The sequence below is a fragment of the Phenylobacterium sp. VNQ135 genome, from assembly GCF_049445735.1.
Lineage (GTDB): Bacteria > Pseudomonadota > Alphaproteobacteria > Caulobacterales > Caulobacteraceae > Phenylobacterium.
This window is the reverse complement of record NZ_JBMSDS010000001.1, coordinates 874,230-890,582: the sequence shown is the minus strand read 5'-3', so window position 1 is coordinate 890,582 and position 16,353 is coordinate 874,230. Positions and strand designations below refer to the sequence as shown.

Here is a 16,353-nt window from a genome sequence, read left to right as displayed (position 1 = left end):
TCAGAACTTGGCGAGGACGTTCAGGAACAGGCCGCGATTGCGGTAGGACAGGTCCGTCAGGTCGTCGGAGTAGTCGGTGAAGTTGTAGCCGACGCCCACCTTGGCGTTGTCTCCGACGTGACGGTAGATGGCCACCAGCGCGCCTGTGCGGTCGTCCTTGGTCTCCTTCACCCGCAGGTTCCGGAGCTCGAGCGTGGCGTCCCATTCGCGCACGAAGTGGAGGTCGGCGCGGCCCACCAGGAGCTGGGCCTGGCTGTCGTACCAGGGGCCGCCGGTGCGAGAGTCCCGCAGCTCGCCGATACGCAGGCCGTACTTGGCGCCGAGGGAGAGCCAAGAGGTCACGTCGTAGATCGCGTCGACGTTCAGCACGTGGCTGCGCTGGGTGTAGTCGATCGGCCGGCCGCGGGAGCCATCGATCTGGCTGCTGGCGGGCAGATTGTAGAAGTAGGTGTACTTGAAGAGGGCGTTCAGGCGGTCGCCGGCGGCCGGCCGGTAAGCGGCTGCGAGGACGGCCTCAGTATAGTCGCCGTCGTAGAAGGCGCCTTCGCTAGACGCGCTGCGCGACAGGTTGAGGGCCGCGAGCGCCCGCCAATCCGGCGTCGCCTGGTAGCTGAGGCTGGTTCGCGACAGCACGGTCTCGCGAGTATCGGAGCCCGCCGGCGCGACGCAGGGGCTGGCCGCAGGCGTGGCCGCGACGGCGCACGATCCGTCCGCAGTCCCCAGCCGGGTGGTCTCGTCGCGGATAAGCTCAAGCACCGTCGCCGCCTTCAGCCGCTCGTCCTTGTAGCCGAGGTTGAGGCTGACGGCCTTCCGGTCAACGTCGCCCGAGAGCCTGTCGCTGAGACGACCGAACTCAGCCTTCACGCCGGTGGTCCAGGCCTGCGCCGGCGCGAAGTCGACGCCGAAGGCGCGCGTGAGGCTGGAGGGGCCTTCGCCCGACGCCTGGCGGGTTTCGGCGAAGAGCCCGAGCTGGTCGGTCAGGCGCGTACGTCCGCCGGCCGTCAGCACGCCGCGGCGGCCGCCGTAGTTGAGCTCGGGCGACTCCGATTCCCGCGCGTAGGTCAGGTACAGGGTGCTGCGGTCGTTGAGCGCGTAGTCGGTGGAAAGCTTGCCGCCGACGCCGCCGGTCCCGTCCGACACCTGAGCGCCCAGACGCAGCCGTTCGCTCACCTGCCAGCCCAGGCCCACGCCCGCACGGTCGTTCGCCTCACGGTCGCCGGTGCGCGCCAAGGTGCCCTGCGCGAAGGCGTAGAGATTGTAGGGCCGGTAGGCCAGCCCAGGCGTCCGCGTCGCCGCGACACCCACCGTCGCGGCGGGATCGTCGAGCGGATTGAGCGCGCCGGGCGCAGTAGGTGACGTGGTCGCGAGAAGACTGCCGGCGGGACCCGGGGCGGAGCCGACAAGGCCCGGGATGGAGGTCGCCAGGGTTGCGGTGGCGGGAGCGGGGGGCGGCAGGGCGGCCGGGCCAGTCTCCGAAGCCGCTTGCGCAGGCGCGAGGGGGCGGAAGTCCAGCCGCACAACCGCGTCGGTCCGCTCACCGCTGCGGTTCAGGGTGGGGCTTGCGCTCTGCAGGCCGCCGAGACCGCTGGCGCCCAGCGTGCGGTCGTCGTGCCGCACGCCGGCGGACAGGCCCCATTCGTCGTTGAGCTTCACCCGCACGGCCGCCTCGGCGCTCTCGGCGCGGGCGTCGCCCGCCTTGAGCGCGTCGGCCTTGACTGCGATCTCGGCCCGCTCGGCGATCGGCACGACCGCCGCCACGCCTTCCTGGCGCAGCCCCTCGCCGCCGGGGGTGAGGAGGCCTGGACCCGAGAAGCCGGCGTCACGCTGCTGGGCGTAGGCGGTCACCCGGCCGCGAGCCCGGGCCATGAAGTCGTTCAGGTCCATCGCGGCGTCCAGCCGCCAGGCGTCAGCCTTGCGCCGGGTCGCGGCCGTGTTCTGGCTGAAGTCGAACCCTCCGGTCAGGGAGGTAAGCGCCCCGGTCCCAGCGCCTTCCGAGCGGGCGACCTCGCCCCGCAGCCAGCTGCCGGCGCTGCGGCGGATGGTGACGTCCAACCCGCTCAACTCGTGGCGGGCCGCGTCATCGCCTTCCCGGTAGTGGCTGGCGCCCAGGCGCAGGACGTCGTTGAGCCAGTGGCTGGCCCGCACGCCCACGGCGGCCCCTTCCACCTCGGTCAGCCCCGGGACGTATTCGTACGAGGCCACCAGGTAGACCGGGTTGCCGTCGAGGCTCGACGCCGCGACCAGGCCGCCGCCCTCGGCGGTGGATGACAGGGGCGCGCGCAAGGTCAAGCGGCCCTGGAGGTAGTCGATCTCGTAGTCCTGCGCGGGCTCGAGCAGGGTCCGTTGCAGCACCAGGCCCGAGTCGGCGTCCCGCACCTCGACCCAGATGCGCTCCGAGCCCTCGGTGAGGTCCTTGCGTCGCAGGTAGTAGAGCGAGCCGCCGGTGCCGCGGAACTCCTCCCGCGACTGCAGCGTGCCGGGTTCGGCGGCGAACAGCTCGACCCGCGTGCGGCGCTCGCCGGTCTCCATCTGCTCGGCGGAGTTCCAGACCAGCTGACCGCCGTACAGGCCCCGCGTGTACTGGGTGAGCTCCGTGCCGGTCCAGGCCGTGTGGAAGTTGCCGAACAGCAGGTGCGAGGCGCCGCGTTCGGCCCGGACGTAGAACTTTCCCTGGGTGGGGGCGTCGTCCACCACCGTGCTGTCGTCGCCGTACACCGGGTAGTAGCGGTTCGGGTCGATCCGGCGCAGCAGGTAGTCGGGATCCTTGCGCGCGAAGTTGGAGAACAGGTCGCCGATCGGCTGCTCGCGGGTGTCGGCGCTGGCCGTCACCCGGATGTCATCCAGGACCTTGCCCTTGAGGTAGAAGGCGATCCGGCCGTCGAGCGTGTCCGCGTCGTCGTAGCGGCGGTCGTCGCCGGTCACCAGGGCGGCGGGACCGGTCGTCCGGCCCTTGGCCGCGGTCACCTCGGCGGTGACCACGTAGAACAGGTCCTTGCGCGCCACGGCCAGGTTGCGCGCGAAGCTCTGGGCCACGCCGTCGGCGCCCTTGACCTCCACCTCCACCTGATGCGCGCCCTCCGGCAGGATCTGGCGCACCACGAAGGCGCCGTCGGCGTCGACGGGGACCGCCGCGCCGAGCGCCGAGACCGTCTGGTCGCGCGCGACGCCCTTGCCGCTCACCGTGACCGCCGCGCCGTCGAGCGGGATGTTGCTGAGCTTGAGGCTGGACTCGCCCCAGCCGGCCAACGCCGCTTCGGCGGCTTGCCGAGGCGCGGGCATGTCGAGGCGGTCGACGGTCTTGAGCGCCGTCTCGTCGAACCGGCCCTCGGCGTCATAAACCCGCAGCACATAGCCTATCGTGTCGCCGACGTCCGCCGGAGGACGCCAGGTGACCGGCTGGCCGATCTCCACCGGCAGGACGGCGACAGGCGTATCGTCCGTCGTCTGGCCGGAGGTGAACACCCGCACCTCGGCCGATTTGATCCACCAGCTGTAATTGGCCTGGGTCAGCCAGGTGACGGCGCCGTCACGGCCCACCACGCCCGTGGCCGGCCACACGTTGAGGCTGCGGGCGGCGTCCAGCGGATCGTAGCGGACCTGGATGTCGGATTCCTGCAGGGCGACGTCCACGCAGCGTTGGCGGTCGGCCTCCTGTTGGGTTGTGTCGCCCGTCTGGGGGACTCCGTCGATGCTGATGGCGAAGGGCTGGCCGCCGGGCGCCGCCGGCGCGCAGGGGTCAGCGGTGACCACAGGCGCAAGCGGTGGGGGCGTCGGTGGCGGCGGCGGCGCGGGGACCGGAGCGGGCGTCTCGTACCAGACCTGGATCACCACCCGGCGGTTCGCGGCCCGGCCCTCCGGCGTATCGTTGGTTGCGGCGGGATCGCTCTCGCCGCGCCCGGAGACGGCAATTTGCGCCGACGAAATCTCGAGCGCCTGGGCCAGGTGCCGTGCGACGGCCGCGGCGCGAGCTTCCGACAGCGCCTGGTTGCTGGGCATCACGGGGCGGAGGCGGGCCGAGATCGGCTGGTTGTCGGTGTGGCCGACGATCTCAAACCGTAGACCGGGCTTGCCGCGGACCCGGGCGACGAGGGCCTGGAGTTCAGCGAGCGCTTCCGGGCGCAGGTCGGCCCGGCCCGACGCGAAACCGGCGCCGACGACGCGGTCGCTGATCACCAGCGGCGGCAGGGTCGGTGCGGGAGACGCCGGTGGGACGCTTAACGGACGCATCTCGCGGACGACGGCCGCCGAACCGCCTAGCGGCGCAAAGGCGCGGTCCTCGCGCTCGGTGTTGGGACCGGGCGGGGCGACGCGCACCTGACTGCGGTCGAGGCGGCGTCCCTGCGGCTCGCGCGACCCGGCCGCCTGCAGCGCGGCGGTGGAGGCCGGCGCGGCGAGGGCGAGGCAGAACACGCTTGCGGCGGCCATCAGGCGGGTCTTGGAGGAGGCCGGCATCAGCGCGTCTCCTCCACTTCGATCTCCAGACGATAGGCGCCCTTCAGCTTCGACCAGGCGGCGGCGAGCTGCTCGCGGACGGCCCGGGTGCGAGCCTTGCGCAGGGCGGCGTCGGCCCCGGGCGCATAGGCGATCCGTACGACCGAAGGACGCTCCAGCAGGGTCCGGGGCAGGGCGTCGAGCTGTGCCCGCCAGGTCGGCAGCAGGTCCAGCCCGCCCGCGGCGAAGGCGGCGTCCGTCAGCTCGATGCGAACGACCCGATGGATGGTGGCCCCGAAGTTGAGGCGCGCCATCTTGCCTCGCGTCAGCCGCACCTCGCGTGGATTCTCGGTGGTGACCCGGAAGCCGGTCGGCAGGGTGCGGGCGTCGAGCTTGAGGGTGTAGTTGGACCCCCGGTCGGGGTCCGGCGCGGCCGGACAGGGGACGTGGAAGCGTCCCTCCGCGTCGGTCGTGATCAGCAGGCCGTTGGGCGCGGCCAGTCGCACCGCCGGGATGCCGTGTTCGTCGGCGTCGGGATAGCCGTTGGCGTTGGCGTCGTCGAAGACGCGGCCGATGACGTCGGCGCAGTCGAAGGTCGGGTCGGGCGCGAGGCGGACGCTGGCCGTGGCGACGTTCGACAGCGGGTCGGCGGCCGCGGGCCGACCCACGAAAGCGCGGTTCACGTAGTCGCCGTCGCCGACGCCGGCGCCGACCACGAGGATCAGCCCGTAGGTCTTCTTCTCGTTGGGCGCGAAGTCTTCGACCGGCCAATCCACGGTCCCGCCCGAGACCACCGGCGTGGCCTTCTGGCCGTTACGCGTGGCGCTGCCCTCCCGATAGCGGAAGCCGGCGGGCAGCTGGTCGCGCACCCGGACCCCGGTCAGCGCTGTCGGCAGCGGGTTGGCGACGGTGATGACGTAGGGCACCAGGTCGCCGCGGGAGACCGTGACCATGGGCGTGGTCTTGGTGACCATCAGCAGGGCGCCGGCGAAGGGATCCAGCGGGATGTGGTTGTTCAGGATGTCGGCCGAGCCGCCGTTGGTGATCCCAAAGGCCAGATAGTACTGGGTGGTGTTCGCACCGCCGGGGACCAGCCCCGGGCAGGCGTTGGGGTCGAGTTGCGAGGTCACGGCCGCCGAGGGCGCGGTGAGCCCCGCCTGAACCAGCGCCGGGCTGGGGATCGGCCCGACGTTCAGCGTCCCCGTGCAGGGCGGCAACAGAGTGGAGGGGCCCGGGCGGTAGCCTTCGGGCGGCGTGACGGCGAGCGTGTAGACGCCGGATGGGAAGCCGTTCTGCAGCAGGAATTGGTACATCCCGTCGCTGCCGACCACCTGGCTGCGGGCGGCGAGGCCGCCGACCAGGTGGGTGGCGGGATCGAAGCCGGCGGGTCCGCTGATGACCACGACCGCCCCGCGCACCGGCGCCCGGGTCTGGGCGTCGTAGACCACGCCGGCCGGGTCGAGCGGCAGGTTCTGTTCCACGACCTGATCGGCCGGGCCGAGGGTGATGTTGAGGATCTGGCGGCTGACGGGGGTCCCGCGGTTGCCGCCCGAGGTGGGCTCGGCCGGCAGACCGCCGCCATCCTTCTCGAAGGTGATCGAGTACCCCGGGCCGAGCGGCAGGCCGCTGACCTCGTAGGGCGGGCAGTGCAGGTTGTCGAATTGATAGAAGCCGCGGCTATCGGTGGTGGTCGTGCAGATCACCGTCCCGTTCTGCCGCAGGATCACCGTCCAGCCGGCCTGGCCCACGACCGTGCCGTCGGTCGGCCGCACGCGGGTGCGATCGCGGTCGAAGTAGACGTAGCCGTTGACGATGGGCGGCTTCAGTTGCGGGACGCCGATCTCGCCGAAAAGGTAGTCGGCGAGGGTGGAGGTGGCGCCCACGACGATGCCGGTGATCCGATCCTGATCGCCGACGCCAACCGGCTTGCCGCTGACGGCCTGGCCGGGCAGGCCCTGGCCGGGGCCGGTCTTCCCGTCGCGCACGCCCGACGGCTGCAGCTCGGTCAGGGTATAGCCGGCCGCGCCGCTGGCCGGCAGGCCTGCGAAACGGAAGCGTCCCGCGGCGTCGGTCTGGACGGTGCGGTCGACGGCGGCGCCCGTGGCGTCCGCGCCGGAAAGCCGGATCGGCACGCCGGCGATGCCGGTCTCGCCCACGTCGCGCGCGCCGTCGTCGTCTGCGTCGATGAAGACGTAGCCGGTCAACTCGGCGCCGGGATTGAGTTCGGCGAAGTCGTAGCCCGGCCGGTCGTCGCCGGCGGCGAGCACGAGGCCGGTGATGCGGTCCGCGTCGCCCGCCGCGACGGGCTTGGTCGAGGCGGCCGTACCGGGCTGCCCCGCGGCGACGAGGGTGACGCCGTCGCGATAGGCGGCGGGCTGGGTCTGGGTCACGGTGTAACCGGCGGCCCCGCTCGCCGGCAGGCCCGAGAAGGCGTAACGGCCTTCGGCGTCGGTCACGAGGCTCCGGTCCACGGCGGCGCCGGCGGTGTCTGTCCCGGTCAGGCGGATGGCGACGCCCGGAAGGCCTGTGTCGCCGGCGTCCCACGCGCCGCTGGCGTTGGCGTCCAGATAGATCCGGCCGCGCACAGCCGCACCGGGCGGCCGCTCGCCGAAATTATAGCCGCTGCGGGCCTCATCCGGGCCGAGCGCGATGCCCGTCACCGTATCCTGCGCGCCCGCCGCAACGGGCTTGGCCGAAGCCAGGGCGCCGGAGGGGGCGGACGTCTTGCCGTCGGCATGGCTGGCGGGCTGGGTCTCGGCCAAGGTGTAGCCGTCTGCGCCCGAGGGCGGCAGGTTGGCGAACAGGTAGCCGCCTTCGGCGTCGGTGAAGACCGCCAGGTCCACCGGCGTTCCGTTGCTGGCCAGGCCGGTGAGGCGCAGGCTGACGCCCGCCAGGCCGGCTTCGCCCGCGCTCGGCTGACCGTCGTCGTCGAGGTCGATGAAGACGCGACCGGAAATCGACCCGTTGCTCGGGATCGGCGCCGGGCCGGAGGGGGCGGCGCTGCGCTCGCCGAAATTATTCCCGGTCGACACGAGGGCGCCGCCGGTCAGGTTGACGCCGCCGATCGTCGAGGGCGTGACCGCGGGGTCGCTGCCCAGGCCGCCCGTGCTGCCCGGATTTGTCGGGCCGCTCAGGGTCGACGCCGGCTGGGCGGGCTGCGTGAGCGTATAGGTGCCGGCCAGCAGGTTGGTGAAGATGTACTGGCCAGCGGCGTCGGTGAGCTGGCTGACCGGTCCGACGGAACCGTTGATGTCGGTCCCGGTCAGCACCACGGTCTGACCGGGGATGCCGGTGTCGCCGCCGTCGAACACGCCGCTGTTGTTGACGTCGAGATAGACCCGGCCGGAGATCTGCCGGCCGGCAGGCCGCTCGGCGAAGTTGTTGCCCGTGGAAGCTGCCCCGGGGGGCAGGATCAAGCCCTGGATCCGGCTGGGGCCTGCCGCGACGACGCCGGGCGAGCCGCCGCCGCCGACGGCTCCAGGGCTCACGATGCCGTCGGTGGTGCCCACCGGCTGGTTCGGCTGACGCAGGGTGTAGGTCCCCGGGCCGATATTCGTGAAGGCGTAGGCTCCGGCGGCGTCGGTCACCGCCGTTGCGACCACAGCTCCGCCGCCGTCCAGCAGTTCGATCGACTCGCCGGCGAGCGCCAGGTCGGCCGGATCCTTCAGCCCATCGTTGTCGAGGTCCAGGAACACGACGCCCGCCAGGCTGGAGACCGGAACCTCGGCGAACAGGTTGTTGGGCGAGCTGTCCACCTGGCTGGCGGCGAAGCCGAGGCGGATGTTGGCGACCACGCTCGACGTGGCCGTGGGGTTGCTGGCCGCGCCTGTCGCGCCGCCGCCGGCGCCGACGATGGAGCCAGCGGTGGTAATGCCGTTGACGGTGCCCGCCGGCTGGCTGGCCTGGGTCACCGTATACTGGCCGGCGTTCAGCCCTGTGAAGGCGAAGGCGCCCAAGGCGTCGGTGGTGGTGTTCCGGGACGCGATCGTACCAACGTCATCGGGGGTGCCCTGGGTCCCATCCGGTCCGAAGTCGAGACCGGTGAGGGTCAGCGTCACGCCCGCCAGGCCGGTGTCGGCGCCGTCGAACAGGCCGTTCGGGACGAGGTTCCGGTCTCGGAACACGCGCCCGCTGATCACGCCGAGCGGGCTGATCGACAGATTGGCCGTCGCCGGCTGGACGTTGACGCCGCGGTTGGTGACGAGGGCCCCGGCGTCGATGGTGTTGACGTGGGTCCCCTGGACGGCGCCCGTGACGTCGACCGTAAGCTGGCAGCCGCCCGCCGGGATGATCGCCCCCGCCGGCAGGGTCACCGAGGCTGCGCCCGCCGTCGGCGCGAAGGCGGTCCCGAGGCAGGTGCTGGTGGCCGCGGGCGCGGGAGCAACCAGGATAGCCCCGGGCGAGACCGGCAGCAGGTCGGTCATCGGCGCCGTCAGGGTCGCGGGCCCGACGTTGTTGTTCGTCAGGGCGATGACCAGGGTGGAGACCCCGCCGGCCGCGATCGCCGGCGGTCCGAAGGACTTGGCGACGGCGGGCGGCTCGTTGACCAGGAACTGGTCGCTCGTCGGCAGCTCGTTGGTCACGCCCATCAGCGTCGACAGACTGTTGGCGGGGATGGTGTTGACGTAGGCGCCGGGTGTGTTGCTGCGCACCCAGACGGTGACCACGCAGCTCGCGTTCGCCGGCAGCGTCGCCCCCGTCAGGGCCGCGCTCGTCGCCGAGACCGGAGCGCTGACGACGCCGCCGGGGCAGGTGGTGCTCGCCGCCGGCGCGGGCGCCGGGGCGACGGTGACGCCGGCGGGGAAGTTGTCCACCAGGCTCGAATTGGTGAGCGCCACCGAATTCGGGTTCGCCAAGGTGATGGTGAGCAGGTTCGCCTGGCCGGGCGTGCGCTCGTCGTCGGCGAAGGCCTTGGTGATCACCACCGGGTCGCGGACCTGCAGGATGGCTTCGGCCTCGACGACGTTCTGTACCGGCGTGCCGCCGTTGGTCGTTCCGGTCACGCCGCCGATGCCGATGGTGTTGACGTAAGCGTTGCGGGTGGCGGAGACGACATCCACCTCAACGAGGCAGATCTGAGCCACGCCGGCCGAGGCGGCGAGCTGCCCGCCCGTCAGGCCGATCGTCGTGCCTCCCGCCGCCGCGCCCGTGATGCTGCCGCCGGCGCACGTCGTGGTCGCATTGGGGGTTGGGGCGATCACCAGTCCTGCGGGCAGGGTGTCGGTGAACTGGATGTTCTGCACCGCCGTGGTCAGCAGGTTGTAGACCGTCACCCGCAGCCGCGACGGGACGTTGGGGCGCACGACCGTCGGGCTGAACTGCTTCACCACGCCGATGTCGCCGGACAGCGCCAGGTTCGTCGTGGCTTGGGCCGTGTTGGTGATGTTCTGGTCGTTCTGGACCGCGCCCGCTGGGATGATGTTCGTCCGGGTGCCCAGCTCCAGCAGCGTGACGTCCACCTGGAAGGTGCAGGACTGGTTGCCGCCGGCCAGGGTCGCGCCGTTGAGCCGGAAGCTGCGATTGTCGAGCACTGTGACCGTGCCGCCGACGCAGGTGGTCACCGGATTGGCATTGGATGCGATGACGAAGCCCTGCGGCGCGCCGCCCTGCAGCCCGTTGGCCGTGAGGTAGTTGGTCAGGCCGAGGTTGGTCAGCGTCACTGAGCCCGGATTGGTGAGGGTGACCGTGAGGGTGGAGGTCTGGCCCGGCGCGGTCAGCGAAGAGGGCAGGGTGGCGTTCACCACGGTCACGCTGGCCGAAGCGCTGTTGTTCAGTGTGGCGACGATGTCCGTGACGTTGCTGATCCCGCCGTCGGCCGTGATGGCGCCGACCGGGATGCGGTTCTCCCAGTTCGACCCGCCGGTGGCCACGACGTTGAACTGCAGGTCGCAGACCTGACCCGCGGCCAGGATCACGCCCGAGAGCGAGGCGCTCGAGGCGCCCGCCGCCGCCGTCACAACAGGCGCTCCAGGACAGGTGGTCGCCGCGTTTGGCGTGGGCGCCACGACCATGCCGGCGGGTAGCGGGTCGGTGAGCTGGATGTTGTTGTAGGGACCGGTGCTCGCGTTCTGCAGGGTGATCGTCACCCGCGACTGGCCGCCGCTGGCGATGGTCGCCGGCAGGAAGCTCTTGGAGGTGTTGAGCGCCGCCTCGAAGGTGATGGTCGCGTTCACCGGCTGGCCCGCGCTGGCGATCGGCAGCGGCGGGCCGGACGGCTGCGTCTGCAGGCCGGTGAAGCCACCGCCCGCGATGGTGTTGGTGTAGACCCCCGGCGTGCCGGTGACATCGAGGGCGATGGTGCAGCTGCCATAGGGCGTGCCGAGGCCGCCGTTCGCGCGGGGGCCGACGGAGCCGCCGGTCAGGGAGACGCTCGTGGCGTTGGCCACCGCGTTGAACGTCCCGCCGCAGGTGCTGGCCACATTGGGGACGGCGGCGACGCGCAGGCCGGACGGGAAGGCGTTGGTGAAGGCGGCGTCCTGCAGAACGGTGCCGCCGAGGTTGACCAACGTGTAGGTGAGCCGGACCGGCGAGCCGGTGGCTGCCGTCGGCGTCGAGAACTGCTGGCTGATCGAGACCGGAGCGGCGAAGCCGCCGACGGTGCCCGTTCCGCGAAGCGCACAGGCGCCGGTTCCGGCCGACGGGTCGGCGCCGCCGCTGGTGGGGTTCGGCAGTGTGGTGGTTCCGATGCGGAAGTCGCACGGATCCATGATGTTCCGCAGGTCCGTCCCGTCGGGGAGGCTCAGCGGCACCTGGGCGTAGAAGAAGATGTCGCAGCGCTTGGCGTCGAAGGTGGTGGCGCCGGGGAAGCCCGCGTATGTGAACACGGGGCGGTTGGCCGGACCGGAAAGCGTGACATTGGCGCAGTCCGCGGTGTCGCCCTGGTAGGTCGGCTGGAAGCCCGGCACGTTCAGGATCTGCATGCCGCCGGGCAGGCGATCGGTCACCACGAGCGCCGCCTGGGGACCGAAGTTGCCGATCGTCAGCTTGTAGCGGACCACCTGACCGCCGCCGAGAACGAGCGCGGGATCGGTGATCGGATTGCCGCCAGCGTCCAGCAGGTATTTGTCGGCGAGCAGGCTCTTGTAGACGTTCACGCTGGCGCTGGAGAGGGTGTTGGTGACCCCGGCGGTGGTCTGCACCGCGCCCGGCATGATGAAGTGGGTGAACGTCTCGGCGCCGCGCGTGTCGACGGTGATGATGCCCCGGTACTTGAACGTGATCGTGCAGGTCTGGCCGGCCGCGAAGGTGACGCCTGAGAGGTCGTACGACTTGCCGTTCGGCGCCACGACGATGCTGGCGCCCGGGCAGTTGGTGATGCTGACGGGAGCCGTCCCCTGGATGATCAGGCCCTCGCCCGGATCGCCTTGGGGTCCGGTCTCGCTGATGTCGAACCGCCCGATGATGTCGGTGAAGACGCCGCTCTGGGTCAGGTCGACGCCGCCGAGGTTCTCGAAGCGGACGGTGAACTCGCTTTCCTGATCGATGGCGACGGGGTCGTGGAGGAAGCTGGTGGTCACCGCCAGGGACGAGCTGACGCTGATGGAAGCCGATGCGTTCGCGCCCGGCGGCACGCCGCGCACGCTGTGGAAATCAGTCAGCCGGTCGATGGTGTTGACCTTCGTGCCGGTGCTGGTGGCGGCGACGTCGAAGGTGACGACGCAGGTTCCGCCGGCGGCGATGCTGCCTCCCACGACCTCCGCGAAGCCCGCGCCTGCTGCAGCGTTCACCGTCGCGCCGCCGCAACCGGGGCTCACCGTGGGATTGGGCGTGGGCGCGACGACCAGGCCGGCGGGCAGTGTGTCGCGGACGCCGTAGGCCGGGGTGGCCGACGCGCCATTCAGCGGCAGGCTGGCGACGCTGCTGTTGTTCTGGATGGTCAGCGTCGCGGTGGCGGTGCTCCCAAGGACGATCGAGGGCACGTTGAAGGACTTGCTGATCGTCGGCGCGGTGAACGCAGCCGGCGTGATCGTCTGCGGCGCGGCCTGGCTGTTGCTCTGGGCCGCGCCGTCGTTGCCGGTGACGGCCGCCGCCGGGATCACCACGTCGTTGCCGCCCGGCAGCGTCGAGGTGACCAGCACGGTGAGCACGCAGCGTCCCGCCGTGCTGTTCGGCGGCTGGGCGCGAACGGGGATGGTGGCGCCCGAGAGCGTGATCGTCGTTCCGCCCGCGGGCGCCGACACAAGGCCCGCGCCATTGTTCCCGGCGGGCAGCGCGGTGTCGCCATCGGCGCAGCGGAACGCGTCGACCCCGCCGTTGCCCTTGCCAGCGTCGACGATGGTGATCTGCGAGTTCGCGTTCGACCGCAGGTTCAGAGAGAAGCCCGTCCCGGTGATCGCCGCGTTCGGATTGCCGTTGGTGATGGTGATCTGCAGGGCGGTCGTGTCGCCCGGCTGGATGTTTGGCGTATAGGGCGGCGGGACCGTCATCGAGACGGTCAGCTGCGCGAACGCCGGCGCGGCCATGCACCAGAGCACGGCCGTCAGCATCAGCCGCACGAGCAGGCTGAGCCCGATCGCTCGAGATGTCCGCGTCCTAGTCAGCACTAACCCCGACACCTTGTGTCGCCGCCTGACCGGTCGCCCGGCGGCGGCGTTCTTAAGTTTTCATTCACCCTTAGTGGCCGTCCCCGGCCGCCTACAGCGACCTTAGGTTGCAGGCCCCGAGGGGTGTCTGGGGCATGCCGATGCGAAGACCTTGCCAGCAGCGCGTGGGCGGTCGTTCTGCAGCAAAAACAATGATCTAGGCTGCCGTTTCGGCGATGGTTCGGAGGCGCCGCAGGACCTTATGCCGCGCTGGACGCCGGTTCGGTTCGGGACCTGGCGGGCGACTGTGCCAAGATGGGAAGGCGGAGAGCTCCGCGCGTCTCCATCTGGCGCGGCTGGATTCCCGCGCCACGCGAGTTGGAACTGTCAACAATTGTAAAAGCTGCCCCGGCCGGCGGCGTCGTGGGGAGTTCCGGGGCGCGTGACCGGCGCCGGCTCACGCGGCGGCCGACAGGACCTCCGAGCCCGTGCGGCTTATCGCGTAGTGCAGCCGGGGCATGTCGCAGCTGGCCATGTAGGCCTCCAGCTCCGCCCCGGGTCCGGGGGTGAAGAGCATGAGGAAGCCGCCGCCGCCGGCCCCGATGATCTTGCCGCCGGTGACGCCGTAGTTGGCGCGGACATGGTCGTAGAGCTGATCGATGTGCGGCCAGCTCACCTTCGAGGAAAGTTGCTTCTTGCTGAGCCAGTGCTCGTGCAGGAGGCCGCCCCAGCCCTCCAGGTCGCCGGCGCGCCAGGTCGCCAGGATGCGGTGGCCGAGTTCCTTGATGGCGTCGAGGCTCTGCGCCACCGTGGCATGCTTCGGCGCCTCGGCGCCCAGCATCGCGGCGTTCTGATCCTGGAGGATGACGCCGGCGTCCCGCCGACGGCCCGTGTAGTAGATGTGGGTGTGGGCGACGAAGGCGGCTTCCGTCTCGCGGTCCAGAGCCACCGAGCCCACGCGGACCTCGCCGTCGGGGGCGATGTCGAGGGTGGTGAGCCCTCCGAAAGCCGCCATGTACTGGTCCTGCTTGCCGATCCCCTGCTGCAGCACGTCGATCTCAAGGGTGCAGGCTTCCTCGGCCAACGCCTGGGGCGAGGGCGACTGCCCCTTCAGCGCGTGCAGCGCGTTCAGGAGCCCGACGAGGAAGCAGCTCGAGGAGCCGAGCCCCGTGCCGCCGACGATATCGGCGAGCGAGGCCATCTCGAACCGATCGTCTATTCCGTGGCTCGTCAGGGCGGCGCGCACGAGCTTGTGCCGGATATCCCGCGATGTCGGCGCGGCCTCGGCGTCAGGCCCGTGCAGAACGACGCGCTCGTCGTAGAGCGGCCGGTGGGCGCCGACGTGGATATACTTGTCGAGCGCCATGGCGAAGATGAAGCCGCCATTGCCCTGATAGTAGCTTTTCAGGTCGGTGCCGCCGCCGCCGAGGGTGACGCGCAGCGGTGTGCGGGTCCAGATCATCGTCGGCTCAGCCGTTGACCGCCTGACGCGCGCCCGCGGCGACCAGCTCCCAATGGCCTTTGCTCTGGGCCAGCGCCGGATGTGACACGAGCATGTGCCAGACCACGGCGGCGAGACCTTCCACCAGAGGCGTGACCAGCTCCGGATCGACCGTCGGGATCACCACGCAGGCGTCGGCGACCTCGGCCGTGTAGCCGCCGTTGCGGCCCACGATTCCGGTGACCGCCGCGCCGCGCGCCTTGGCCAGCTCCATCGCGCGCACGAGGTTCGCGCTCACAGGCGGGTTCACGGAGCCGCCGCCGACCGAGAAGATCAGGAGGCCGTCCTCGGCCCGCAGGCGGCTGGTGGTCAGCCAGGCCGCCAGAGCCCCCTCCCAGCCTTCGTCGTTGATGCGCGCCGTGAGCTCCGAGACGTTGTCCGTCGGGCAATAGGCCTCGAACCCGCAGATCTTGCGGAAGTCGTTGGTGGCGTGGCTGGCATGGCCCGCGCTTCCGCCGACGCCCAGCAGGAACAGTCGGCCGCCGCGGTCGCGCACGTCGGCGAGGACGTGGGCCATCCGCTCGACCGCCTCGCGGTCGAGCTGGGCCATAGCCTCGGCGGCGGCATCGAAGAACCTGTCGGCGAACATCGGGTCACTCCACGTGCTCTGGGCCCAGCCGCTGGGCGGGGTCTGGATCTGCGGCCAGGATCGCGGCCGCGGCCTCGGAGAGGCTCTCGACCACGAGGTCGGCTTCCGCCGCCAATCCGGAGTTATACGTACGGCGGAGCAGGATGGTGCGGCAACCTGCTGCGCGGCCGCAGGCGATGTCTCGATCCTGGTCCCCGACCATCCAGCTTCGGGCGAGGTCGATGCCGTGGCGCTGCGCGAGGTCCAGCAGCAGCCCCGGCTTGGGCTTGCGGCAAGCGCAGGCGTCAGCGTTGTCGTGCAGGCAGGCGGCGATGTCGTCGACCGGGAGAGCGCTGCGGAGGCGACGATGGATCTCGTCCAGGGCGGCCGGCGTCATCAGGCCGCGCCGCACGTCCGGCTGGTTGGTGACCACGAACAGCGGCAGGCCGCGGCGCTTGAGGGCGCGCAGGGACGATTCCGCCTCCGGCTCGAGGACCAGCTCCTCCGGCGTGCGGGGCGAGGAGATGGTCTCCCCACGGCGGACGATGGCGTTGAGCACGCCATCCCGGTCCAGGAACACGGCGGGGGTCACGACAGGTCGACGGCGCCGCGGGCGATCAGGGCCTGGCCGTTGGCGAAGCTCTCGGGGGTGTCGAATCCCAGGCAGAAGCCGGCCGGTTCCATCACGTGGCCGCGCAGACGGCGGCCCTGCGCAAGCATTGCAGGAAAGACTTCGCGGCCGAAGTCGACGAGGCGGCCGGGGGGGATGAGGTCCAGCACCGTGGGTTCGGCGAGGTAGACCCCTGCGTTAACCAGGCCGGTCGTCGCGGCCGCCCCCTCGACGAAGGCCTCCACCGAGCCGTCAGCGGCGAGCCGCACCCGCCCGCCGGCGATGCCGGTGTTGGCATGAGTGTCCGGGTCGAAGAGCGCGATCGTAACCTCGGCCTTCGCCGCGCGATGGGCGGCTTCAAGGGCAGCGAGATCGAAGCGAACGAGGTTGTCGCCGTAGACCACCCACATGGGCTCCTCGGCGGCAGGCGGCAGGTTGCGAAGCGCCCCCGCGGTGCCGAGCAGGTCCGGCTCGAACACATAGTGGACCTTGAGGCCGAACGCCGCCCCGTCTCCGACGGCGTGGCGGATCAAATCGCCCTGGTAGTGCAGGTTGATCCAGACCTCGTCGATCCCGGAACGGGCCAGCCAGGCGAGGTTGTGCGCCAGGATGGGCGCGCCGCCGATCGGCGCAAGAGGCTTGGGGACCGCGCCGGTCACGCCCCGGATGCGGCTTCCAAGGCCCGCCGCCAGCACCAGAGCCTTGGTCACGTTCGGATCTC

6 protein-coding genes are annotated in these 16,353 nt (G+C 71.1%); all 6 read right to left on the bottom strand.

Translation table 11 applies throughout. From position 1 onward, the window contains the following. The 6 genes from ACO2Q0_RS04490 to ACO2Q0_RS04465 all read right to left on the bottom strand — a co-directional run bounded on the left by ACO2Q0_RS04490 (nucleotide 1) and on the right by ACO2Q0_RS04465 (nucleotide 16,342). Nucleotides 1-4,452 (bottom strand): OmpA family protein, encoded by a 4,452-nt coding sequence (locus tag ACO2Q0_RS04490; protein WP_423350276.1) that lies wholly within the window; start codon nucleotides 4,450-4,452, stop codon nucleotides 1-3. Beyond that, entirely contained in the window at nucleotides 4,452-12,974 is an 8,523-nt protein-coding gene (locus ACO2Q0_RS04485; RefSeq protein WP_423350275.1) for an SdrD B-like domain-containing protein, read from the bottom strand. Before ACO2Q0_RS04485 ends, ACO2Q0_RS04490 begins: the two co-directional genes overlap by 1 nt. Nucleotides 12,975-13,410: 436 nt before the next feature. After that, nucleotides 13,411-14,415 carry a hypothetical protein gene (locus ACO2Q0_RS04480; RefSeq protein ID WP_423350274.1) on the bottom strand — a complete coding sequence of 335 codons (1,005 nt, stop codon included), beginning with the start codon at nucleotides 14,413-14,415 and terminating at the stop codon, nucleotides 13,411-13,413. Nucleotides 14,416-14,422: 7 nt separating this feature from the next. Next, entirely contained in the window at nucleotides 14,423-15,043 is a 621-nt protein-coding gene (locus tag ACO2Q0_RS04475; protein ID WP_423350273.1) for an SIS domain-containing protein, read from the bottom strand. A gap of 4 nt (nucleotides 15,044-15,047) precedes the next feature. Then, complete coding sequence (locus tag ACO2Q0_RS04470) at nucleotides 15,048-15,614, bottom strand: D-glycero-alpha-D-manno-heptose-1,7-bisphosphate 7-phosphatase (protein ID WP_423350272.1); 567 nt, start codon at nucleotides 15,612-15,614, stop codon at nucleotides 15,048-15,050. Beyond that, nucleotides 15,611-16,342 (bottom strand): nucleotidyltransferase family protein, encoded by a 732-nt coding sequence (locus ACO2Q0_RS04465; RefSeq protein WP_423350271.1) that lies wholly within the window; start codon nucleotides 16,340-16,342, stop codon nucleotides 15,611-15,613. Before ACO2Q0_RS04465 ends, ACO2Q0_RS04470 begins: the two co-directional genes overlap by 4 nt. Between the last annotated feature and the right edge of the window lie 11 nt (nucleotides 16,343-16,353).

Coding starts and splice junctions, on each gene's coding strand:
- ACO2Q0_RS04490 (WP_423350276.1), bottom strand. CDS start 4,452: ATGCCGGCCTCCTCCAAGACCCGCCTGATGGCCGCCGCAAGCGTGTTC.
- ACO2Q0_RS04480 (WP_423350274.1), bottom strand. CDS start 14,415: ATGATCTGGACCCGCACACCGCTGCGCGTCACCCTCGGCGGCGGCGGC.
- ACO2Q0_RS04475 (WP_423350273.1), bottom strand. CDS start 15,043: ATGTTCGCCGACAGGTTCTTCGATGCCGCCGCCGAGGCTATGGCCCAG.